14 protein-coding genes are annotated in these 22,718 nt (G+C 68.4%); 8 read left to right on the top strand and 6 right to left on the bottom strand.

The genetic code is table 11. The features are described from left to right. Positions 1 to 63: 63 nt before the first annotated feature. Together PX52LOC_RS15735 and PX52LOC_RS41960 are read left to right on the top strand one after the other, a co-directional pair. Complete coding sequence (locus PX52LOC_RS15735; RefSeq protein ID WP_149111012.1) at positions 64 to 3,036, top strand: caspase family protein; 2,973 nt, start codon at positions 64 to 66, stop codon at positions 3,034 to 3,036. A gap of 624 nt (positions 3,037 to 3,660) precedes the next feature. Further along, entirely contained in the window at positions 3,661 to 4,872 is a 1,212-nt protein-coding gene (locus PX52LOC_RS41960) for a hypothetical protein (protein WP_218575366.1), read from the top strand. A gap of 428 nt (positions 4,873 to 5,300) precedes the next feature. Here the strand turns inward: PX52LOC_RS41960 and PX52LOC_RS15725 are convergent, their stop codons facing one another. The 4 genes from PX52LOC_RS15725 to PX52LOC_RS15710 form a co-directional block, all read right to left on the bottom strand. Continuing rightward, on the bottom strand, positions 5,301 to 6,593 hold the full coding sequence (locus PX52LOC_RS15725) for a TolC family protein (protein ID WP_168219020.1): 1,293 nt from the start codon (positions 6,591 to 6,593) through the stop codon (positions 5,301 to 5,303). A 448-nt stretch (positions 6,594 to 7,041) separates the two neighbouring features. Further along, complete coding sequence (locus PX52LOC_RS15720) at positions 7,042 to 11,892, bottom strand: beta strand repeat-containing protein (protein ID WP_149111010.1); 4,851 nt, start codon at positions 11,890 to 11,892, stop codon at positions 7,042 to 7,044. Between the two features lie 182 nt (positions 11,893 to 12,074). Beyond that, a complete protein-coding gene (locus PX52LOC_RS15715; RefSeq protein ID WP_149111009.1) occupies positions 12,075 to 12,554 on the bottom strand; it encodes a hypothetical protein in 480 nt (159 codons plus the stop codon). A 134-nt stretch (positions 12,555 to 12,688) separates the two neighbouring features. After that, a complete protein-coding gene (locus PX52LOC_RS15710) occupies positions 12,689 to 13,294 on the bottom strand; it encodes an RNA polymerase sigma factor (RefSeq protein ID WP_168219019.1) in 606 nt (201 codons plus the stop codon). 98 nt (positions 13,295 to 13,392) lie between these two features. Here PX52LOC_RS15710 and PX52LOC_RS15705 point away from each other — a divergent pair, with 98 nt between their 5' ends. From PX52LOC_RS15705 to PX52LOC_RS15700, 3 genes are all read left to right on the top strand, one after another. Further along, positions 13,393 to 17,652, top strand: coding sequence for a protein kinase domain-containing protein (locus PX52LOC_RS15705; RefSeq protein WP_168219018.1), 4,260 nt, complete (start codon positions 13,393 to 13,395; stop codon positions 17,650 to 17,652). A 26-nt stretch (positions 17,653 to 17,678) separates the two neighbouring features. After that, a complete protein-coding gene (locus PX52LOC_RS40540) occupies positions 17,679 to 17,822 on the top strand; it encodes a hypothetical protein (RefSeq protein WP_168219017.1) in 144 nt (47 codons plus the stop codon). Positions 17,823 to 17,935: 113 nt separating this feature from the next. Continuing rightward, positions 17,936 to 18,535, top strand: coding sequence for a hypothetical protein (locus tag PX52LOC_RS15700; RefSeq protein WP_149111006.1), 600 nt, complete (start codon positions 17,936 to 17,938; stop codon positions 18,533 to 18,535). A 260-nt stretch (positions 18,536 to 18,795) separates the two neighbouring features. Here PX52LOC_RS15700 and PX52LOC_RS15695 read toward each other — a convergent pair whose 3' ends face one another. Beyond that, on the bottom strand, positions 18,796 to 19,758 hold the full coding sequence (locus PX52LOC_RS15695) for a DUF4013 domain-containing protein (RefSeq protein ID WP_149111005.1): 963 nt from the start codon (positions 19,756 to 19,758) through the stop codon (positions 18,796 to 18,798). Between the two features lie 212 nt (positions 19,759 to 19,970). On the opposite strand from PX52LOC_RS15695, the gene PX52LOC_RS15690 reads away from it, so the two are divergent. Both PX52LOC_RS15690 and PX52LOC_RS15685 read left to right on the top strand, forming a co-directional pair. Beyond that, complete coding sequence (locus PX52LOC_RS15690; protein WP_168218896.1) at positions 19,971 to 20,363, top strand: helix-turn-helix domain-containing protein; 393 nt, start codon at positions 19,971 to 19,973, stop codon at positions 20,361 to 20,363. Further along, the gene (locus PX52LOC_RS15685; protein ID WP_149109941.1) at positions 20,335 to 20,931 is read left to right on the top strand and encodes an IS630 family transposase; all 597 of its coding nucleotides are present in this window, start codon (positions 20,335 to 20,337) and stop codon (positions 20,929 to 20,931) included. The genes PX52LOC_RS15690 and PX52LOC_RS15685 overlap by 29 nt, the downstream gene beginning before the upstream one ends. 461 nt (positions 20,932 to 21,392) lie before the next feature. Here the strand turns inward: PX52LOC_RS15685 and PX52LOC_RS15680 are convergent, their stop codons facing one another. Further along, positions 21,393 to 21,770 carry a hypothetical protein gene (locus PX52LOC_RS15680; RefSeq protein WP_149111004.1) on the bottom strand — a complete coding sequence of 126 codons (378 nt, stop codon included), beginning with the start codon at positions 21,768 to 21,770 and terminating at the stop codon, positions 21,393 to 21,395. A gap of 361 nt (positions 21,771 to 22,131) precedes the next feature. Between PX52LOC_RS15680 and PX52LOC_RS15675 the strand changes: the two genes are divergently transcribed. Further along, entirely contained in the window at positions 22,132 to 22,659 is a 528-nt protein-coding gene (locus PX52LOC_RS15675; protein ID WP_218575364.1) for a TetR/AcrR family transcriptional regulator, read from the top strand. Positions 22,660 to 22,718 lie beyond the last annotated feature (59 nt).

The following is a 22,718-nucleotide window of genomic DNA, read 5'->3' as shown; positions in this document are numbered from 1 at the left end:
ACCCGACGGGGGGATGGCCCCGCCCCGCCCAACGTGTTCTTCCTGACCCTCGAGGAATGCCCGATGCGCTCGATCTGGATCACGTGTCTTCTGGTGGCGTTCTCGACCGTCCCGGCCGTCGGCCAAGATCCGGCCGACGAGGACGCGGACGCCACGGGCGGGCGGATTCAATTAGAACTCAACCCGGGCGGCCACACCAACGTGCTCTGCCGGGTGATGTACACGCCCGACGGCAAGACCCTCGTCACCAGTGCGGAAGATCAGACCGTGCGCGTGTGGGACGCGATGACGGGCGAGGCGCGGGACGTGATCCGCGTGCCGGGGCCAATGGTGGGTCGCAGCGTGGCACTGTCCCGCGACGGGAAGACGCTGGCAGTGGCGGCGCGCCACCGGAATCCGCCGGGCTTTGACTTCGTAGTGTACTTGCTCTCCTTCCCGGAGGGGAAGATCAAGCGGGCATTTAATCTAGGCTCTGCCCGGACCGTCGCGAAACCGCCGGCGGCCCCGGTCCTCGCCTTCTCCCCGGACGGGAGCCGCCTGGCGGTGGGGGGCAAGACGATTCGCTTCTGGAACACCGCTGACGGGACGCCCGGGGCCGCGATCGACACCGAAGACGGGCTCGGGGAGATCGCCTTTTCCCCCGACGGCCGGCAGATCGTCACGGCGACGACCGCGGGGTGCAGCATCCGAAATCTAACGACGGGCAAAACGATCCCGCTCGCGGGCAAAACCCACGGCGGACGCCTGTTGGCCGGGGCCGTCGCCTGGAGTGGCGACGGAAAGACGGTCGCGACGTGCACCCGGGACGGGCTCCAACTCTGGTCCCCCGAGGGGCAACTAAAGCGGGCCGGAGACCCGAAGGTGCCCGCGTACTCGGTGTCGTTTAGCGCGAACTCGCAGCGGCTGATCGCTCTGGTCGAGGGCGAGAATTGGCGAGAGGTTCGATTGCTCGACACGGTGACCGGCAAGGAAGTCGGCCCCGGGCGAAAAAACGCGGCCCGCGCACGACCGGGGTACGTGCCGGTGGCGGTGGCCCTTTCGCCCGACGGGCGCACGCTCGCACAACTGGCCGAGAACGACTTCGGCCGCGCGATTCGCGTCTCGGCCACCGATGAAGTCCGGCACATTTGGCGGGTGGCCCCCCCGAATTGGCTGACGACCGCGAACGAAGTTTTGGCGGGCTGGAGTTCGGACGGGGGCTCGGTATCCTGGCGGGCGGTGGCGGACCCCGCCGCGTGGACGGGGCCGGCTACGAGCTTCGACCTGGTGAATCTGGAGTTCGGCCCGACGCCGGTTTCGGCCCCGCGCGGCGCCGCGTTGAAACAGGGACCGCTCAGCCTAGAACCGGCGACGGATTCGACGATCCAGGTTCTGAACCGCGGAACGCCCGCATCGCTCTTAGAACTTCTCCCCAAGAGCAAAATCGTTTCCTCCCAGGGGCGATTGACCCTCGTCGGGCCGGACCGCGCGGCCGTGGTCGAAGACGTCGCGCACGGATTTTTTCTGTTCGACACGAACACCGGCAAGCTGGTCCGCCATCGGCGGAACGCCGGCAGTGTGCTGTCGATCCTGTCCCTCGCCCCGTCCCCCGACGGCCGCTACCTCCTCGCCCTCTCGACCTCCCAGATCTTGTCCGTCTTCGACGCGAAGGACGCGGCCCTACTCCTCAACCTGTACGTCCAGGGCCGGGAGTGGGTGATCTGGACTCCGAACGGAGGGTACTACGCGGCCAGCCCCGGCGGGGAACGGCTCATCGGCTGGCGGGTCCAAAACGGAGCCGATCACCCCCCCTCGTTCTACCCGGCCGAGCAGTTCCGCAAGCACCTGTACCGGCCCGATGTCATCAAACTGGTCCTGAAGACGGGGAGCGTGGTGGAAGCTGTGAAGGCCGCGAACGCCGCGAACGCGGCCGGAGCCGGAGCGGATAGGCCCGTGCCGGCAGGCGAGGTGGCGGTCGAAAAGTTACTCCCGCCGGGCGTTACCCTGGCCGTCGCTGACGACACCAAGTTGCCCCGGGTGACGGTCTCAGTGACGGCCCGGCAAGGCTGCCCGGAGCAGCCGGTGAAGTCCCTCAAGCTCCTCGTCGACGGCCGCCCGCTCGCCGGGGGGCAGGCCGTCGTGGCCTTCCCGGCCGGCCAGGAGAAGGCCCGGTACGAGGCGACGTGGGTCGTCGACCTGCCGCCCGGCAAGCACACGCTGACCGTCCTCGCCCGGTCCAAGGACGACACCCCGAGTGTGTCCAACACGGTCGAACCGCGGCCGGTCCCGACGGCCGAGACGGACCGCCCGGCGGTGTACCACGTGGCCGTCGGGGTGAACGCCTACGACCAGCCCAAGTTAGCCCTGAAGGCTGCCCGCGGCGACGCCGAGCAACTGGCCGCCGGCGTCACGGCCGCCGCCAAGGGTGGGACCGCATACCAGGCCCGATCGACCGCGCTGCTGGTGGACAAGGCGGCGACCCGGGCCGCCGTGTTCCAGGCGATCGATGACGTCCGCCGGGCCGGCCCGCGGCCGTCCGACCTGTTCGTCCTGTCGTTCGCCGGTCACGGGGTACGGGATGGCGGCGAATTCTTCCTCCTCACCCGGGAGGCCGACCCAGCCTCTCCGGCGGCCCTTGCGAAGACCGCCATCGCGGGGGCCGAACTGGCGAAGAAGTTGGCCGACTTTCCGTGCCAGACAGTCCTCCTCCTCGACGCCTGCCACGCCGGGGCCGTCGGCACCCTCCGCCCCGGGTCGGACGACGCCGCCCGGGCGCTGTCGGACGTGGACGTGCGGGTGGCGGTGATGTGCGCCGCCCTCGGGCACGAGTCGGCGATTGAGCGGAACGGGGCCGGCCTGTTCACGGCGGCCGTGGTCCGGGCGCTGCGGCACGACCCGGATGCGTTCTACGACCGGGCAACGGGCGAACTGAACGTGTACCACCTCCAGGCGTTCGTCTACCAAGAGGTGACGAAGGCGAGCGACGGGAAGCAGACGCCGTACCTCAAGATGCCCCTCGCCCAACCCGCCTTCACCCTTGCCAAGTTCCCCAAGTAGTGGCTGTTAACACTACTCCGTTCGAAGCCGTGAGCGTTGGTCGCAGCCGTACGGGCAATCGGTTGTTGCCAACGGCAGGAGCAGTCGCAGAAGGGGCCGGCGGGTACCCGGGACCGTCCGTGGCGAGGCGTCTCTTTCTCCCGACCCGACCGGCTCGGGCTGTAGTCTCGCCCGTTCGAGTACGAGGAATCCGTACGCCAACAGCACCATCGTTGCGGGGTGATGGAAGCCCTGCCCACTTTGGCTTTCGAAGTGATCCCCCGTTCCGCCTTCAGTTGTTGGTGCCCGTGTTCCACCCGCCACCGCTGTTTCCACCGTCCGCCGCGACGTCCCAGCCGGCGGGTCGGGCAACGCGAACTTGAGCACGCCGCCGGGTTGCCGCGCCGGCTCTGCCTCGGAAGTCGCCAACGCGGCGGCTGGGCGGAGACGACCGTTTCTGGTGCCGCGCCGACGACGTCGTTCAGACCCCGCTCGCCCCGAACTTTGCGGAATGGGAGGTGGCGCTGACCGCCGCCGGCACGGACGCGGCCGGCAACGTCGAACGAACGCCGCACGAGCGAACGGTCGAGGGGCGCTGATTTCCACACGCACCGGGTGCATTGTCACCTCGAAGGGAGCGACAGCATGAAGGGGTGGTTGAGCATTCCCGTCGCGTTGGCGGTCCTCGCCATGGCGGCCGGGCTGCCCGCGGCCGAGGTGAAAGCGATCGCCGGCACGCCCAAGCGGCCGGGGTACGCGATCCACGACCACGCCGAGGGGGAGCACAAGTTCCGGCTGGTGATCCCCGACAATCTGCCGGTCGTCCGCGGCATCCTCGTGGTCGGGCCGTACTCCGGCGGCGACTCGCGGGACTACCACCAACAGGCCTGGTACCGCGAGTTCCTGAACCTGCACGGGTTCGCGTTCCTCGGCGCGACGAACTACTACCTGCACGACTACGCGGTGATGCAGAAGGCGCTCAAGAGCCTCGCCGAGACCACCAAGCATCCGGAACTTGTGAACGCCCCCTACGCCGCGACCGGGTTCTCGGCCGGCGGCGGGTATACCCGCAAACTGATGCACGCCGACCCGGACCGGGTGATCGCCGGTGTGGTCGTCGGCTCGACGATGAAACTGCCGGGCCAACTGACGGACGACCACCGGCGGGTGCCGATGTGCGTCATCAACGGCGACCTCGATCGCGCGCCCGGCGAGGCCGGCGGGATGGCGAACGCGCTGACTCCCGTGCTGGCCGAGCACCGCCCGAAGGGGGCTCGCTGGAGCTGGATGGCGGTTCAGAACGTCGGCCACGAGTTCGCCGGGCAGGAGGTGTTGTCCCTGCCGATCCTGGACGCCGCCGTGCGCCTGCGTTACCCCGCCGACGGCGACGTGCGGAAGGGGCCGGTGAAGTTGAAGCACTTAACGTTGGAATCCGGCTGGGTGGCTGACAACACCACCTGGAAGAGCGGCCTGACCGCCATCGCCCCGGCCGACAAGTTCAAGGGCGACATGGCCAAGTCGAGCTGGCTGCTGAACGAGGACATCGCATTCATCTATCGGGCCTACGCGACCCACGACGCGCCGCTGAAGATCACATCGCCGGGCCGGGACGCGGCCCGCGACGCGACACAGGACGCCGGCTCGGCCGTCACGATCAAGGTGGACGATTCCAAGTTCGCGGGCTGGACGAATCTGGCGTTGTACGACGGGGCGAAGAAGGTGGCCGAGTTGACGACGGGGCCGGCCACGTTCACCGTGAAGGACTTGAAGGCCGGCTACCACGCCTTCTCCGTCCTCGGCACGGACGACAAGGGCTACGTCCGGCCGTCGAACCCGGCCTTGGTCGTCGTGCGGTAACCGGCGGAATCGACGACTTCCATCCCGCCCCCCGGTGCGGCTGGCCGTCGTGGCCGCACCGGGGGGCACGACCGTGCTTTCGAGCAAGGTCAGTAGCAATTACGGACTTCCGTGGGGCAACTACAACTCGACATGCGTGGATCCATCGGACCCACCGCGCTGTGGACGTCCCAGGAGTACGCGACGAGTTCCACGCCCGGCCAGTGGGCCACCTACTGGGTCGCGTTCAAGCGGAAGTGATGGGGAACCACATCGTCACCTGGCGGGCCGCTCGACCGCCTCGTGAACACTAATCGGGTGCCGGGCCGCCAAACGGCTGGTCACCCGCCGTAGCCGCCAAAGCGATCACGGCTATCTTGGGGAATGCCCTCCCGGCCACGTCCCCTGAGTGCTGACCACAGCAATGACTCCGAACTCCCGACGAGTGCTCACTTCGGTGGGGCCGCGTCCTTCGGCCGGGCGTCGTCGAGGAGGGAATCCCGGTCCGCCTCGGCGGCCGTGAGGACGCGGCGGCCGACGGCCGCGTTGACGTGGTTGAGGGCCTGCCAGTAGTCGGCGAGGTTGGCGAGCGTGTTCCGGAGGCGGTCGCGGTACGCCCGCTCGGCGTCGAGGGCGTCGACCAAGTCCTTGTCCCCCGCGCGGTAGGCCGCGAGCGTTTCAGCCCGAACTTCACGGGCCGTCCGGAGCGACGTCACGTCTTCGCCCGTCACGCCGTTGACCGCTTCCGTGTATTCGGCGACGGCTTGCTCCACCTCCGCCCGCGCGTCGGCCGTGAGCGCACCGAGGGTGGCGGCGGCCATCCGGACCGACGCCTGCGCGCCGAGCACCCGCCCCTGGTTGCGGTCCGTGAACGGCAGCGACGTGTTCACGGCGACCGTCCAGAGGGAGGCGTTCCGGAAGCCGGTGATCCGCTTCTGGTCCTGGAAGTCGACGCCCGACGTGACTGCGACTTGCGGGAGGCCCCGCCGCCGCTCCCGCTCGACGGAACTCTCCGCGGCTGCGACGCCCCGCTGGGCCGCGATCAAGTCCGGCCGGAATCGCTCGGCCAACGCCCACGCCTCGTTGGGCGTCAGCGCGGGGGCCGTCGCCCGTACGGCCAGCGTGCCCCGGACGACGAAGTCCGGGGTGTCCGGCGGGCGGCCGACGTTCGCCTGAAGTTTCGACTTCGTCGTCTCCGCCGCCGCCCGCCGTTTGCGGATCTCGCGTTGCGTGTCGAGGATGGCCAGCCGAACCCGCCGCTGTTCGAGGGTAGACTTGTTATCCGCCTTGGCCCGTTCGGCGGCGACGGTCTCGAGCGTCCGCAGGGCGTCCAGGTCTTGCTCCGCCAGCTTCAGGGCGAGGTCGGCCTCCAGGGCGTCGTAGAAGCTATCGACCGTGAGGGCGATCTGCCGCCGTAATTGGTCGGCGAACTCGGCCTGGGCCGCGTCCACGTTCAGCCGGGCGGCGGCCTGGGCGGCGACGCGCTTCCCAAAGACGAACCAGTCCACCGGCAGGGTGACGAGGGCGTCGTACTGGGGCGGGCCGGCCTGGTTGTCGAAGTTAATGATGCTCACGGGGAGGAGCTGCGCGTCGACGAGCAGTTGCGGGTTCGGGATGAGCGATTCGGTGATGTAATCGGCCTGGGCCATGCTCACCCGCTCGGCGGCCGCCTTCAACCGCATGTTGTTCAGCACGCACTCCCGGACGGCGTCGGGCAACGTGATGGCCGGGCGATCGGCCACGGGGACGGGGGCCCCCGCGGGCGTGTTCGGGAGCGGAAGCGTGTCGGTCGCCGGGTCGACGAGAAACCGTGGAAGGGACTCGCCCGAGTATTGCGGGGGAGTGTGGCAACCGGCTAACAGGAGGGCGGCGAGAGTCACCCGGCGGCGCATGGCGTCCCTGTGTCGTGGGCTCGGGCCGAACCACGGCCGCGGGGCGTGCGATCGGTTTTGAGGTCGCACGCAATCGTGGAGGAAGCGCGGTACGGTCATACCGTCGCTGCGGACGGGACGCAAGCGGAACGTCGGCCGGCCGGAGTGGAGAAGTGGGAAGGCCGATCCTTCACTCCGGGACGGAGCGGCACACCGCTCGAAGTTCGGGCAAACCGCCGTCCTTCGGGCCCACCGGACTCGTCGGTGTTGAAGCCGAGGATCGACCGCCAACCCCCGGCCTCAAACCTGTTCTGTCAGCTTATCCGACGAACACCCCGGTCGTGACGCCGGCCACCGCGTCGAAGTCGAGGGCGGACGCGGGCGTACCGTCCGGGCCGATGTTCTTGCCCAAGTACGCCGTCACCCGGCTGCCGGTACCGGCACCGACAACGATGTCGGCCAGCGCATCCCCGTCAAGATTCTTAACGGCCACGTGGATGCCCGCGCGGCTGCTCGTGTCGCCGCCGAAGAAGTTGGCCAGGGGCGTTTGCGCGTTCGCCAGCAGGCTCTTGCCGTCGAGGGCTAGCACCCGCGGGCCGCCGCCGGGGCCGCCGCCCGCGATAAGGTCGGCGAACCCGTCCCCGTTGACGTCGCCCGCGGTGACGAACACGCCGTTCCGCAGCGCCTGCTCGAACGCGAAGAAGTCGCCGAACAACTTTTTGTGGCCCCCGCCGAGTGTGGTGCCGTCGAAGGCCGCGACGCGAGGGCCGCCGCCGAACCCGGCCACGACGATCAGGTCACCGTCACCATCACCATTCAGGTCTCCGACGGCCGCCCGGGCACCGCCGCGGAAGTTCGGGTCGTCGATGCCGAAGAAGTCGTCCACCACGCCGAAGCCGTTGCCGCTGAACACCCGCACCCGCGGGCCGCCGCCCTCGTCGGGCGAGATGACCAGTTCCGGCACGCCGTCGCCGGTCACGTCGCCGGCGGCCACGTAGACACCGCCCGTGAACGTCGCCTCGAACGGGTCCACGGTGAACAGTTCGGCCTGCGTCACGCCGTCGAGCACGCGAACCCGGGTCGCCCGACCGGGGCCGGTGCCGACGACGAGGTCGGCGACGCCGTCGCCGTTGAAGTCGGCTGCCGCTGTGCGGACCCCGCCGGCGAAGCCGGGGAACGGCGTCACCGTGAACCGCTCGCTGCCGTCTGCGTTGAAGAATCGCACCTGACCACCGGCCCCTGCCCCGGCCGCGAACTCCTTCGGCGCGACGGCTGTGGCCACCGGTGGCGGTGTAACGGCCGACACCGTGACGGTGAATGTGTCGGTGGCGGTGCCGCCGCTGACGTCGGTCACGGTCAGCGTGATCGTCGTCGCCCCGGTCTGGCCGGCGACCGGCGTGACCGTCACGGTGCGATTCGCCCCGCTGCCGCTGATCGCGATGTTCCCGCTTGGGATCAACGCCGGGTTCGAGGAGACGGCCGTAACGCTCAGGTTCGCGGCCGCGGTTTCGAGGTCACCGACGATGAACGCTACCGGACCGACCACGCCGGTTCCGGTCTGGTTGCCAACGTCCGAGATCGTCGGAAGCTGGTTAACGGCCGGACTGGAGACGACCACGTCGAACGTCTCCGAGACGGCCGCACCGCTCGCGTCGGTCACGATCAAGGTGATGGTGGCCGTGCCCGTCTGTCCGGGGGCCGGTGCCACCGTCACGGTGCGGCTCATTCCGCTGCCGCCGATCGTGATGTTCGCGACGGGAACCAGGGCCACATTCGACGAACTCGCGGTCACGTTCAGGTTCGCGGGCGGCGTCTCGGCGTCGTTCACCGTGAAGTTCAGCGGACCGACCGGGCTGCCGGCCGTCGTTTGGTCCGCCACGGCCGAGATCGTCGGCGGCGTGTTCGTCGGCGGGACGGTCGGCGGGAGCGTTACTGTCAGGGTGAACGTGTCGGTTGCGGTCTGCCCGGCCGGGTCGGTCACGGTGAGGGTGATCGTGGCCGACCCGGCCTGTCCCGCGACGGGCGTCAGCGTTACCATGCGGCTGCCGCCACTACCGGAGAGGACGACGTTCCCGTCCGGGATGAGGGTCGGGTTCGACGAACTCGCGGTCACGACGAGGCCGCCCGGCGTCTCGGTGTCATTCACCGTGAACCCGACCGGCCCGACCGCACTGCCGTCGCTGGTCTGGCCCGTCACGTCGGAGATCATCGGCGGCGTGTTCGGCGTAGACTCGATCAGCACCACATCGTTGCCGTCGCCGCCGTGGTAGGTGATCGTGAACGGCCGACCGGCGAGGGTGAACGCTTGCCCCTCGGGCCGACCGGCGAACGTGCCGACGATGGCGTCGGAGTCGTCGTTGTCGAGGATCGTGAACTGCTGGCCCGCCGACGGCGTGAACGACGCCGACACGTTCAACATCGCGCCGGTCAGGTCCACGGTGCCGATCGCCTTGAGCTGGTCGAACTGCCCGGCGGCGGTCCCGCCCAGTTCGACCAAGAACGTCGCCCCGCCGAGGGCGAGCGACTTCGTCGTCAGCGTGGCGGTCGAATTCGAACCGGGCGCGATCGAGCCGCCGGTGGCGGTGACGGTGCCGATCGACCCGCTGCCGCCGAGGGTGCCGGCGGTCAGCGTGATCGGGCTGGCCGGCGAACTGCCGTCAACGAGCAGCGTGCCGGCGGTGATCGACGTCGGCCTCGCGTAGGTACTGACCCCGGCCAACGCCAGCGTGCCGGGGCCTGCCTTCACGAAGGTGTCGACCAAGGAGTTGCTCGCCAACGGGCCTTCGATCCGAAGGTCTTCAGCCGCCGCCCCGTCCGCAACGGTGATGGTGTGGGGGCCGTCCAGGAACGACACCAAGGACGTAATGACCGACGGGCCGGTGTCGGTCGCGGTGATGTCACCGACGGACAACGTCCCACGCTCGACGCGACCGCCGTCCAGGGTCAGCGTGCCGATCGTTTGACCGCGGTTCTTGCCGTTGAAGGACAGGTCGAACAGGCCGTCGGCGTGGACCGTCACCGTTGCGTCGGTGGGGAGTTCGGCCGACTGCTCCAGTTGGAGGATCGCCGACCCGGCGGCCCCGATGGTGTCGCCCACTTCGACCGTCTTCGACACGACCTCGTTGAACCCGAAGTCGTTCAGGAGCAGCCGGCCGTCCTTCACCCACGTCTTGCCGCCGTAGGTGTTGGGCGTCCCGACGAGGCCGGTGATTTCTAGCGTCCCCGCCCCGTCCTTGATGAGATTCGCGGCCGCCCCGCCGGAAATGATGCCGTCGATCGTCACTTCAATATCAGCCTGCGAGTCGGCGATCGTGAACACGCGGTCGCCGGTGCCGAGGTCGAAGTTGCCGGTCAGTCTGGCCTGTCCCGAGATCGCCGACGTGAACGACACGTCGCCGCCGAGGGTCAGCTTACCGGTCCCCGTCGTGACCATTGTGTTGGCACTCAGGGACAACTTGCCGACGGTCTGCTGGTGGCCGTTCACGTCTAGGGTGCTGGCGAACATCGTAACCGCCGAGTCGGCCGGCAACTGGTTGTCCTGGGCGAGCCGGACGACGGCTCCGTTGGAGCTGCCGGACAGGTTCAGTTTGTTCGACACGGCCGGGCCGGTCGTGTGGTTCAGCAGAAGAGTGCCGCCGGTCACGGTCGTCGTGCCGGTGTACGTGTTCGCCGAACTGCCGTCGAGGCGGAGCGTGCCCTGGCCGGAGAGCGACAGGCCGTTGTCGCCGGAGACGACGCCGTCGATGACGAGCGTACTCGCCGCGTCGGAGATGAGGACCGACCCGGCCCCGAACCCGGACCCGCTGAAGTCGATGTCGCCGGTGATGTTGAATTGCGTGGTGCCGGGCTGCACCACGATGTTGCTGGTCACGCCGAGCTTGCTGCCGTTGGTCACGATCTGCCCGTTGCCTTCGAGCGACAGCGAGCCGAGCGTGTCGTTGAAGCCGTTGAGGTCGAGCAGCCCGTCGGCGGACACCTTGACGACACCGGTGTTGGGAATCTCGCTGGTGGTCAGCAACTTCACGACGGCGGTGCCGGCCGCCCCGGTGCCGTCGCCGACGAACAGGCTGCCGGCGAACGCAGAGTTCAGGGCCGCATCGTGGAGTGTCAGCGTACCGTCATACACCCGCGTCTGGCCGGTGTAGTCGTTGGCCGTCGGCCCGGCGTTCTCGTAGGCGACGGTGCCGCCACCGATGACCGCCACATTGCCCGGGCCGGTCAGCCGCGTCTTCACCGTCAGGGTCACGCCCGGGGCCACGTCGAAGTTGTGATCGTTCGGCTGCAGCGCGACGTTGCCGGCCTTCGTCGCCCCGTCCACGTTGAGGGTGGCGTTGGCGGTGACGGTGATGTCGTCGTTGAGGCCGAGGGTGCCGCCGCCGGTGGCGAGTTGGCCGCCGTTCAGCGTCAGGCCGCCGACGAAGTCGGTGTGACCGAGCAGGTTCAACACGCCGTCGCTGCCGACGATAATGGGGATGTTTGGAATCTGGCCGTCGACGTTCACCTGCACCACGGCCTCGCCGGCCGGGCCGACGTTGTTGCCGATCTTCAAGTTCGTGGCCGCGATCGTGTTGTTGGCACTACCCCCCCCGTTCAGCCGCAGAATGCCCTGGTTCACGATGGTGTCGCCGGCGTAGCTGTTGGGCTTATTCAGTTCCAGCACCCCGCCGCCCTCGTTCAGGCGGAGGTCTTGCGTGCCGCTGATCGACGTGTCGATGCTCAGCGTGCCGTTGATCGCGAAGTACGGCTCGGTGGTGCCGAGTAGTTTCAGGTCACTGGTCCCGTTGATGCTGTTCGTCGTGCCGGCCGGGTTGATGACGTTTTTCGAGATGCTGACGAGCGACCCGTCGAGGCCGAGCGGTTGCAGCAGCGTCAGCGTGGCCGAGCCGTTGTTGGTGAACACCAACTGGTCGACGTTCAGGTTCGGGATGTTCTGGAACGTGTTGGTGTTGGTGCCGAGTTGCACGACCGTGCCGCCCACCTCGCCGGTCGTCGGCTTGCCACCGGTCCAGTTGCCATTGTCGTTCCAGAAGTTGCCGTTGGCCCCGGTCCAGATGTGCGTGGCCGGCACCTCGCGGGCTTCCAGCGGTTGAAGACTCAGCGTCGTGCGGAGCGGCCGGCGGACGGGGCGGAGGGACTTCGGCAGCCAGCGGGACAGCTTCGAGAACGGCATTGGCGGAACTCCGATGAGGAAGCGTGGCCCGGTGCGCGCGGCTCCCCCGCCCGTGATGCGGGGCCGTGGTCGCCGGGGGCTGGCTTCGGTTGGTTGAGGGGCCGGACATCGGCCCCAAGCACGAGATGCCGCGAGGCGGCGGAAGTGTTACCGGTAGGCCGGGGAATTTTTCCGAATCGATCTCACCCGTACACGCTCACCGTCAGCACCCGACCGTCGGGCGAGGCGATAATCTCCCACTCGTGGCCGCGCTCCTGATACGTCAGCACGACCTGCCCCTCGACGCGCTCGACCGCGATCGGGTCACCGAGGCTCGCGATCAGGTTCGGTCCGCCGGCCCGCATGGCCAACGGCCCAACCAGGCTGGCCCGGAGGATCGTGCCCGCGAACGGTTGCATCCCCGCGCCCTGCTCCTCGTCGGTGGGGTGCAGGTGGACGTGGAAGGCTCGCAAAAGGCCGCCGCCGAGGTCGAGCGTGATGCCCTGCGACGGGAAGCGATACTCGTTGAGCACGGCCGGTTCGCCCGGGCCGAGTGAACTGAGGGAGTCGGCCGGTTCGCCGCAAGCGACGCCGTTGAGTTTGAACGAGTCCAGGTCCGCCACCGGTGCGGCTCCGCCCGCGACCCAATAGGCCGTCCGGTTCCGTTTCGTCAGCCATCCCATGTGTTGCCCCCTCGCGCGATCGCGCAAGGCGTGATGCCGCGAACTGGCCGAACTGTTACCTGTAAAAATTCCGGGTGTGGCTGTAACACTTCAGCGGCAGTGGGGCATCTGTACCGGAGGGGGCCGGTCCGCCGTCAGAGCCAGTCGGTGATAACACCGGCGGCCTGCAACCGCTGCCGCAGGCGGGTCAGCCGCACGCGGAGGGCGACCCGCGAGATGCCGATCTTGTCGGCGATCTCCGACGGGCCGTACCCTTCCAGCCGAAGGTCGAGGATGGTCCTCTCGGCGTCGTCGAGTTGGTTACAGAGGTGGTCGAGTTGGTCGCGGTACTGGGCGTCGTCGGCCGGGTCAGTGCCGCCGCCGCTGAGAGTGGACAGGACGCCGGGCAGTTCGTCGCGACCGCGGGCGGTGCCGTCGCCGCTGAGCCGCCGCTGCCGCTGCAGGTGCCGCCAGTGCTTGGCCGCCTTCCGCCGCAGGATGGTGACGGCCAGCCCGACGAGGTCGTCCGGCGAGTGGGCGACGAACTTGTTGTCCCGCAGCCCGGTGACGATGCTCTTGTGCACCGACTGCGCCAGATCCACGGAGTCTAGGTACGGTCGCAGGGCCGGGCCGAGCAGGACGCGGGCGACGATCCGCACCTTCGGCTCGTACTGTCGCACGAGGGCCTCGATGGCGGTGGCCTCGCCGCGGCCGGCCCGGTTGATGAGTTCGGCGAAATCGAGGACCGCGTCGGACGACACCACGGCTCCGGCGTTCGGGGAAACGGTTGCGACTACCGCGACTCGGGGTCATGATAGTCGAGAATCGGTCGCAGCGAAACGTCCGCGGAGTGCCCGGTATGGCTACGGTATCCCCCACCACCCTGGAACTGCAACTCCGGTCGGCCCTTTCGGAACTGGAGGCGGGCCTCCGCGGGGGCACGGGCGTGCGGTCCGAGGACCTCCTCGCCGCCCGGCCGGAGTTGGCCGCTGACGGCGAAACCGCGATCGAATTGGTGTACACCGAGTTCGTCGTGCGTCAGGAACTCGGCCAGGCCCCGCGGCCAGCAGACTGGTTCGCCCGCTTCCCGCACTGGCAAGCCCACCTGGAGCAGATGTTCCAGGTTCACGACGTGCTCTGCAAGTCCGACGGCTCGAACGCCTCCCTGTCCCGCTCGGAACTCTTGCGGTCGATCGGTGCCGCCGGGGGGCCGGTGGCCGCGGTGCCGGGGTTCGACATCCTCGAAGAGGTCGGCCGCGGCGGCATGGGCGTCGTCTACCGGGCGCGGCAGCGGCGGCTGAACCGCGTCGTCGCATTGAAAGTGATCCTGGGCGGCGATCACGCGGCCGCGAAAGAGCGGGCGCGGTTCCGCCGCGAGGCCGAGACGGCCGCCAAGCTCGACCACCCGAACATCGTCCGCATCTTCGAAGTCGGCGAGCACGACGGCCGGCCGTACTGCGTGATGGAGTTCGTCGACGGTGGGTCGCTCGCCAAGCGGGCGGCCGGCGGCCCGTGGGCGTTCCGCGCCGCGGCCGAGTTGGTGGCCGCCGTCGCCGGCGCGGCCGATCATGCCCACCAGCGGGGCGTCGTCCACCGCGATCTGAAGCCGGCCAACGTGCTGCTCGGCGACGCGGACGCGCCGAAGATCGTGGACTTCGGTCTCGCGAAAAGCCAGTCGGGCGCGGACCCGGCCCTGACGCGGACCGGCGACGTGGTCGGCACGCCGATGTACATGGCCCCGGAGCAGGCGAGCGGTCGCGGCCCCGTCGGCCCGGCCGCAGACGTGTGGGCACTTGGCGTCATCCTGTACGAGTTGCTGACCGGCCACGCCCCGTTTCAGGGGGAGTCGGCGGCCGAGACGCTGGTGCAGGTTAAGACGAGCGAGCCGGTGGCGCCGCGGTTGGTCCGGCCGAAGTTACCGCGGGATCTGAACACGATCTGTCTGAAGTGCTTGCAAAAGGAGCCGTCGGGTCGCTACCCCACAGCAGGGGCGGTGGCCGACGACTTGGGCCGCTGGCTCCGCGGCGAAACGATCGCGGCCCGCCCGGTTGGGTCGCTGACGAAGGTCGGCCGCTGGTGCCGTCGCCGCCCGACCGTGGCCGGGCTGCTGGCGGGGCTGGCAGTTGTATTCCTGAGCGGGCTGGGCGGCGTTGTCTGGCAGTGGCAGCGGGCCGACCGCGAGCGGGATACGGCCGTGCGGAGCGGGCAGGCCGAGGCCGCTGCCCGCGACCAGGCCGAGTCCCGGCTGTACGCCAGCCAGATCGCCCAAGCCGCACTCGACCTGGCTGCCTCACGAACGCTTGCCGCGGAGCGAGTGCTCGACGAGTGCCAAGCCCAACACGCGGATCGGTGCGGCTGGGAGTGGCACTACCTGAAGCGAAAGTGCCACACACACGTGCTGGAAATGGTCGGCCACACGCAGCCGGTGAACGGCCTGGAGTACAGTCCGGACGGCGCGTGGCTGGCGTCGGGGGCGGGGTATTGGAACGGTACCGCCCCCGGCGAGGTGATGTTGTGGGACGCCACCACCGGGAAGCCCGTCCGCACGCTGCCGGGGCCGCGGGCGACGGTCTACCGTGTCGCCTTCCATCCGACCGGGGACTGGCTGGCCGCCACCAGCCTCGACGGTTCGGTCTGGCGGTGGGACCTCCGCGACCCGGCGAAGGTGTTGCCGCCCGTCCCGTGCGGGGCCGGCGTGTATGCGGTCGCTGTCCACCCGGACGGCCGGCACCTCGCGGTCGCCCTCAGCGACGGTGGCGTGAAGGTCATCGACGTCGACCATCCGGAGGCAGCCCGCCGCTGGCAGGAGAACGTCGGGGCAACCTACGACGTCGCCTTCAGCCCCGACGGGGCCACGTTCGCCTCGGCCGGCCGCGACGGGCGGATCACGCTTCGGGCCACCAGCGACGGGCGACTGTTGCGTCACCTCTTCTTGCCGAGCGACGCCCGTCGGGTGAGGTTTAGCCCGGACGGCCGGTTCATCGTCGGGGGGTCGTTCGACGGGGCCGTGGTGATGTGGGATTCGGCCGCCGGCTACGCCCCCGTCGCCCGACACGCGGTCGGCAGCGGGAACATGGCGAACCTCGCCTTCCGGCCCGACGGCGGGGCACTCGCGTGTTGCACCGCCAAGACCGGCCTCCGCGTCTGGCAGACCCGCGGCCAGGGAGAGGTCTTCCCGGCCGGGCCGACCACCGGCCCGGTGACGAGCGTGGCCTACAGCCCGGATGCCCGGTGGATCGCCACGGCCCGCGAGGACAACGTCGTCCGCGTCTGGGACACCGCGCGGACCGACGAACTGGGTTTCCCGAATGCCCACTCCGCCTGGGTGTCCGGGCTGGCGTTCGCCCCGGACGGCCAGTCGCTAGCCGTGGCCGGTGGTCGCAACTGGTCACACGCCATCGGCGAAAAGACCATCCGCGTTCTCGGCTACCCGGATGGCAACCTCCGATTCGAGTTGCCCCCGCAGCCCGACTGGCTGTCGGGCCTGGCCTACCACCCGACTGGCCGCCTCGTTTCGGCCGACCGCGGCGGGAATGTGCGACTGTGGAACCTCGACGCGCGAACCGTGGAGCGGACCCTCCAGCACGATCGGGGGCCGGTGACGGGCGTGGCTGTCCACCCGAACGGCCTCGTACTGGCGGCGGGCGAGGACGGCACCGTGCGGGTGTGGGACCCGGACACCGGCGAAGAACGCGCCGACCTCGCCCACCCGAAGGCCGTCCTTGCGGTCACGGTCAGCTCCGACGGTCGGTTCGTCGCCACCGGCTGCGCCGATCAGGCCGTGCGCGTCTGGGACACGGCCAAATGGGAACTCCGGCACACGCTGACCGGGCACTACACCGGGGTGAACGCGGTGGCCTTTCGCCCGGCCGACGCGGTCCTGGTGTCGGCCGACGAGCAGCAGGCGTTGCACTTCTGGGACGCCAACCGCGGCGAGTTGCTTTCCGCCCACCCGTTCGAACGCGGGTCGGCCGCTCCGGCACAAGACGACCGCACGGCCCAGCCCCGCCGCGCGACGTACCTGAGTTTCAGCCCGGACGGACGGCGGCTGGCGTTCGGCGGCGGCCGCGGGGCGACGCAACTGTGGGACGCCGTCGGCCACCAATTGCTGCTGGTTCTGGGCGACGACGAGAGCGGCATCAACCACGTCGTCGCGTTCACGCCCGACGGCCGGCAGCTTCTCTCGGCCCACCGCTGGCATGTGACCGTATGGGATTCCGCCTTGCCGGAAACCGGGCCGCGGTTAGCCCGGGCGGCCGCCACCTTGTCGGGTTGGCACCGACGGCTCGCCGCCTCGCACTGGACGGCCGGCGACTGGGCGGCGGCCGAGTTTTACGACGACCGACTGCTCCTCACCTCGCCGAGCGACCCGACATTGACCGCCCACCGCGGGGCCGCACGACTCGCCCAGGGCCGCACGGCCGACGCCGACGCCGACCACCGAAAAGCCCTGGAACGGGCGACGGACGACGGACGACGGTCATTGGTATGGAACTGGCGGGGGGAGGGATTGGCCTACCGCGGCCGATGGCCGGACGCGGAAGCAGCCCATCTTGAGACGACGCGGCTGCAGCCGGATGCGATCCTGAACTGGCGGAACCTGGCCGAGTGCCGGCTGGCCCGCAGCGACAGGGCCGGGTACGACGAGGCGTGCCGGCAACTCCGGGTCCGTTTCGGGAGCACCGACCGACCGGCCACGGCGGGTTCGCTGCTGTACGTCCTCTTGTCGGTGCCCGGTGCCTCGACGGACCTACCGAGGCTCGCCAAGGTCTCTCGCGACGAACGGCTCGTCGGAGCTGTTCACTACCGACTCGGCCGGTACCAAGAGGCCCTGAATCAGCAACTCCGCGCGCAGCAGGCGCTCCACTTCCGGAACCGGCAACAGCGGGCTTGGGACATGCTCTTCCGGGCGATGACGCTCCACCGACTGAACCGCGCCGCCGAGGCCCGCGAGTGGCTGACGAAGGCCCGCGGGTGGGTCACCGAGGCCGACCGCGTGGCCACGTCGCCAACTGCGTGGGGCGACATCCGATGGGCCGAATGGAACGAGCAGGTCGAAGTCGGGACTTTACTCGCTGAGGCAACGGCGTTGATCGAAGGACCGGGCGGCGAGAAATAGCTCCCGCCCCCGCATCTACGCCGAGCGTGCGTTCGACCGCCTGCCCCATCCTCGCGGACGCATTGCAGGACGCGAGGTGCGAGGACGCCGACATCCTTGGCCACTGCCGGTGCGACGGGCCGCACGCCCGCGAGTGCTGGGTCGTCGACGGTATGCTCGGGAAGGCGTGAGGGTGATGATCGGCTGATGACCTCTTTGGGTCATTTGTCAACTTCTACCATCTACCGGGTAAATCGGCCGCGTACCTCTCGCGCCGCCGTTCCTAACACCGTCCGGAGTAACCATGTCCACGGTCATTCTCTTCCCGAGTCAGGGTCTACACGCCAACGCCTTCGCCGGCACCGCGAGGGCCATCCTCGACGAGTTCTACAACGCGGGCGGCGGCCCGGGAGGCACCGCGTTCCAGACGAACGTCACGCGCATCTCGACGGGCAACTTCAGCGTCTCGTTCAGCCGGCCGTCCTGGGCGAAGGGAAAGGGCGACTTCTGGGACGCGGTGTCTGCGGCGAGCACCTTCGTCATGCTTTCCCACAGTGCCTCGGACGGCCCCATTCTCAACCATGATCACACCGAGGATGAATCCCGCGATGAACTCGATCGGTTCTGGCAACCGTGGCGGCGGGAGGGCAATACGCTGAACGCCGACGGGGTCTCGTTCTGGCGGAAGGTGGGCCAACAGGGTCGGACGAACACGGCCCGAATCGCCCTCCTCGGGTGCGATACCGCCTCCGTGTACGGGCCACTCGTCGCGAAGGTCGCCAACTCCGACGTTTTCGGCTACCTGCACAGTTGCCAGGCCGCCAATCACAAGGTTCAGATTCCCCAGTTGAAAAAAATCGAGAAGGACGAGGTGCCGGGCGGAATGAAGAGAGTGACGCCGTAACCGCCTGGACCGCCATCTCACACAATTGCCCGCAGCTTCATCGAGATGGCTCGGTCGTCGTCGGAACTCGGCACCTCCGAACGCCGGCGAGCGGCAGATCCGTGTCGGCTGAACGCTGGGCCAACAGGCGACACGGATCTGCCGCTTGATCCGGATGCGATTGACCTTCGGCCCACTCTGCAAGCGTGCGGAGAATCACTTCATCGCGGTCACGGAGATCACCTGACGGGTCTTGTTCGCCAGCGCGGGTCCTTCTCGCGTTACCTCCCGACTCCAATGAGTCGGGCCACAGCTTTGGGGAGCGGCGCGAACACGGGACCGACCCGGACACCCGCGTCGACATCTCCGGTGCTCGGAACGGTAACTAAGAAAGTGAACCGGCGGACCGGTTTGAGCACGAGCCTGTCCCGGTCGAGCCGAGCGAACCAGGATTTTGGAGACAGCTCGCCCTTCCGCGCCAGTTCGTCGGCGAGAACGCGGTTGAAGGAGTAGATGATGCCGAGGTAGCACCACACGACCCCCCACGGCGCGTACGGCCCGGCGAAGTGCCCGCACAGGCTCATGGCCCCGGAGCGATACCACGCGAGCACGTACGCCCGAAAGTTTCGCACCAGGAACGGCAGCGACTCGTGGTAGCGGAAGGCGGCGGCGTACCGGCCCCTTCGCGACACCTGAAGGAACCCCGCGGGGATCACGAACGTGACCGCTCCGTACCCGGCGAGGAGGGCCACCGCCTCCAACGGGTGCAAGTACGCCACCCCGACCGGCCACGCCCAGTACACGACCGCGAGGGGGAAGGCGAGCGTCGAGAAGATCGGGAACAGGGCAAAGAAAACAGAAGCGGTGAGGAGTCTCGGCCCGAAGGGCGCATCGCGTGAGGCGAGCAGAGCCGCGAGAGCGAAGCACAGCGGCAGGTATTGAACGGAGATGACCGCACCGGCCTTCAACCCTTCCCAAATATGCGCCCACACTTCGCCGCGCCACTCGGGTAAAGGGTACCGGTCGCCCTGGAACAAGCGGGAGATCAGCGCCTTTCGGTAACCGAGCGTGGCGAACCACCCGACGACGGGAATCATGAGCAGTAGACCGCCGACAAAAACTTTGTGCCGCCAGTCCGGGTCGTGCAGGAGGAAAAGCCCTTCCGCGACTCCCGGCGGATCGTCGGTCACTTCCGACGTATCACTCTGGGCTAGGGCTACGTCTGTCGGCGGTACGAGCGACATCAGAATACGCCCCCGGGTGAGTGAGTTGAGTTTCTTCGCCGGACTTGAAATAGGATTGCGTTCGCGGCTGCGCGGATGGCCTTGCTCGTTCCCGTCCGAAACCCGATCGCTCACACCACGGGCCGCATCGCCAAGTTAGTGTCGTTTCGAACCTGATCTAGCGTGTCCCACGTGTGATGGCGTACCCTCACACCTCGCCAGGAGGGCGCGACATGCGGGCGTACTCGATCGATCTTCGGGTCCGGGTGCTGGAGGCCGCCGCGGCCGGGGACGGCACGGCCGAGCTGGCCGACCGGTTCTCCGTCAGCCCGGCCTGGGTCCGCCGGCTCCGGCAGCGGCATCGGCAGACCGGCGAAGTCGGCCCCCGCGTCGCCCGCCCGACCCGCGCCGCGAAACTGGCCGCCCACCACCACCGCATCCGCGAACTCCTGGCCGCCACCCCGGACCTGACCCTGGTCGAACTCCGCGGCGAGTTGAAGGTCACGGTGGCCCTGTCCACCCTGTGGGCCGCCGTCCGCGGGCTCGGGTACACGTTCAAAAAAAGTCACCCGGGCGGCCGAACAGGACCGGCCGGACGTGCGGGCCGCCCGCGACGCCTGGCGTAGCGACACCGCCCCGGCCGTCGACCCGACGCGGGTCGTGTTCGTGGACGAGACGGCCGCCAACACGACCATGGACCGGCGGTACGGGTACGCCCCCAGGGGCGACCCGGTCGTCGGTTCGGTCCCCCACGGTCACTACAAGAGCCTGACCTTCACGGCCGCCGTCCGTGCCGACGGGATGGTCGCCACCCAGGTGCTCGACGGGCCCATGACCGGGGATCGGTTCCGCGACTACGTCACGTCCGTCTTGGTCCCGGCCCTGCGACCGGGTGACACGGTGGTGCTCGACAACCTGCCGTGTCACAAGTCGGCCGCCGTCCGGACGGCGGTTGAAGCCGCCGGGTGCCGGCTGGTGTTCCTCCCCCCGTACTCGCCGGATCTGAACCCGATCGAGCTGGCATTCGCCAAGCTCAAGCGGCTCCTCCGATCGGACGGCCACCGGGCTGTCCCGACCCTCCTTACATTCCTGGCGTCGGTGTCGCGGGTGTTCCAGCCGGACGAGTGTGCGGCCTACATCCGCCATTGCGGGTACGGACTGCCACACGCTACGCCGTCACCGAACCGATACTAGCCAGCCGGCCGCCAGCGAGCAACACAAAAAGGCTCACCCAAGCGATTCCCCAAGGCCGAGTTGTACCGCGTTTGATTCCGGGTCATCGTCGCCGGCTTGACTGTCCATCCACCCCTTGTTCGGCCAGACACGAACCGTTCCCACTGCCGCCCACCCAACGAAAAACCGCCGCGGTCCCATCCCCGGCGCCACGGCGGCCCGTCCACATCTTGCGAACGTCTCTCACGCCTTCGCCCTCAGTTTCATGACCCACCCGAGTTCGCACAACTTCTGGACGAGCGGTTCCGTGTTCGGCCGGTCTTCAACCGTCTGAGGGCGGACGGGTGGGAATTGGTCGCGGTCGTAGCGGCATCGGCCGGCGATGGGTGGACGAGGGACATCGTTGCCGTCTTCAAACGGCCTATGACCATCTGACCCGCCGCACGTCGTCGTTATCTGCGTCCGCCCGCCAAACTGGTCCGCTACCGGATCATGAGCCGGCATCTCGCGAGATCGGCCCGGGCAACCTCGGCCCCCTGTCGGAGGAACTCGTACATCTTTGCGATGCCGCCGTCGAGGACGCGGTGGCGATTGAAGACGTGGATCGCCTCCGCCCGGACGCTCGCCCCGTCGAGAAAATTCGACCGCTGGTAGACCACGTCGAGGATCAGGCACCGGAGGGCGGGGACGATCTCGTCGATCGGCAGCACTTGGCCCGGTGGGAACTGTGCCGTCAGGGCCGGGGCCGCGGCAATCACGTCATGCTCCCGGGTCGTCGTGACGGTGATCAGGCCGGAGGCGACCAGCACGTAGTCCAGTGTCCCCGGTCGCTTGAATTCTCGCGGTTCAATTCCCGGCACGGCACTCTCCGCAAATCCGTTCGCAGGCGTCCATGCCCGTTGGCGGGGTGAATTGCAGTCTAGAAGTCGTTGGTGCGGAAGGACAGTCTCACGGCTTCGTTCTGCTCAACGCGATGCCGACGAACTGGAGCGACTATTACGAGCTAGCTCAGGGTGAATTTACCCTTTCGGCGACGATCGCAATCTCGTTCCACAACTTCAGGCCATCCCTCGCCGGGTGGTGGACTAGACCGGGACAGGTTATGAGCCGTCAGCCGTTCAGGGATGAACTCGTGAGAGAATTTAGTTGACTGACTGGTCGCTCTTTATTATCCTTGGCGATATGGCTAGGCCCAAAAGTGAGGATAAGAGGAACGCGATCATGGCCGCGGCGGCGCGCGTGATCGTGACGCACGGGCTGAACGCGCCAACGGCACTGATCGCTCAAGAGGCTGGCGTCTCGAACGGGTCGTTGTTCACCTACTTCGAGACTAAAGCGGACTTGTTGAACCAACTGTACCTGGAACTGAAATCGGGGATGGCGGCGGCAGCTTCGGAAGGACTTCCGGCCGGGGCCGCCCTCCGTGAGCAAGTCTTCCACGTCTGGTCGAAGTGGATGGGCTGGGCGGTGGCCCACCCGGAGAAACGCCGCGCCCTGTCGCAACTCGTCGTGTCCGATGAGATCACACCCACGACTCGCGCGGCGGCGCACCGGGCCATGGCCGGGATCGCCGGATTACTGGAGCAGAGCCGCGCCAATGGCCCCATGCGGGGCGTTCCGGCCGGGTTTGTGTACGCGGTTCTGAACGCGCTGGCGGAGGCCACAATGGATTACATGGTTCAAGACCCGACCCACGCGGGCGAGCACTGCAAGGTCGGGTTCGATGCTCTCTGGCGCGTGCTCAACTAGTTTTTTGAGCGAGCAATGACTGACTGGACAGACATTTAATTGAGGTAACATGGCGGCGA

Source organism: Limnoglobus roseus (assembly GCF_008254045.1).
GTDB lineage: Bacteria > Planctomycetota > Planctomycetia > Gemmatales > Gemmataceae > Limnoglobus > Limnoglobus roseus.
Note: the sequence above shows the minus strand (reverse complement) of the source record. Positions and strands in the feature narration are given on the sequence as shown.

Excerpts from the sequence above, each read along its gene's own strand:
- PX52LOC_RS15715 (WP_149111009.1), bottom strand. The coding sequence starts at position 12,554 with ATGGGATGGCTGACGAAACGGAACCGGACGGCCTATTGGGTCGCGGGC.
- PX52LOC_RS15690 (WP_168218896.1), top strand. The coding sequence starts at position 19,971 with ATGCGGGCGTACTCGATCGATCTTCGGGTCCGGGTGCTGGAGGCCGCC.
- PX52LOC_RS15735 (WP_149111012.1), top strand. The coding sequence starts at position 64 with ATGCGCTCGATCTGGATCACGTGTCTTCTGGTGGCGTTCTCGACCGTC.
- PX52LOC_RS15675 (WP_218575364.1), top strand. The coding sequence starts at position 22,132 with ATGGCCGCGGCGGCGCGCGTGATCGTGACGCACGGGCTGAACGCGCCA.
- PX52LOC_RS15695 (WP_149111005.1), bottom strand. The coding sequence starts at position 19,758 with ATGTCGCTCGTACCGCCGACAGACGTAGCCCTAGCCCAGAGTGATACG.
- PX52LOC_RS15720 (WP_149111010.1), bottom strand. The coding sequence starts at position 11,892 with ATGCCGTTCTCGAAGCTGTCCCGCTGGCTGCCGAAGTCCCTCCGCCCC.
- PX52LOC_RS15705 (WP_168219018.1), top strand. The coding sequence starts at position 13,393 with ATGGCTACGGTATCCCCCACCACCCTGGAACTGCAACTCCGGTCGGCC.
- PX52LOC_RS41960 (WP_218575366.1), top strand. The coding sequence starts at position 3,661 with ATGAAGGGGTGGTTGAGCATTCCCGTCGCGTTGGCGGTCCTCGCCATG.
- PX52LOC_RS15700 (WP_149111006.1), top strand. The coding sequence starts at position 17,936 with ATGTCCACGGTCATTCTCTTCCCGAGTCAGGGTCTACACGCCAACGCC.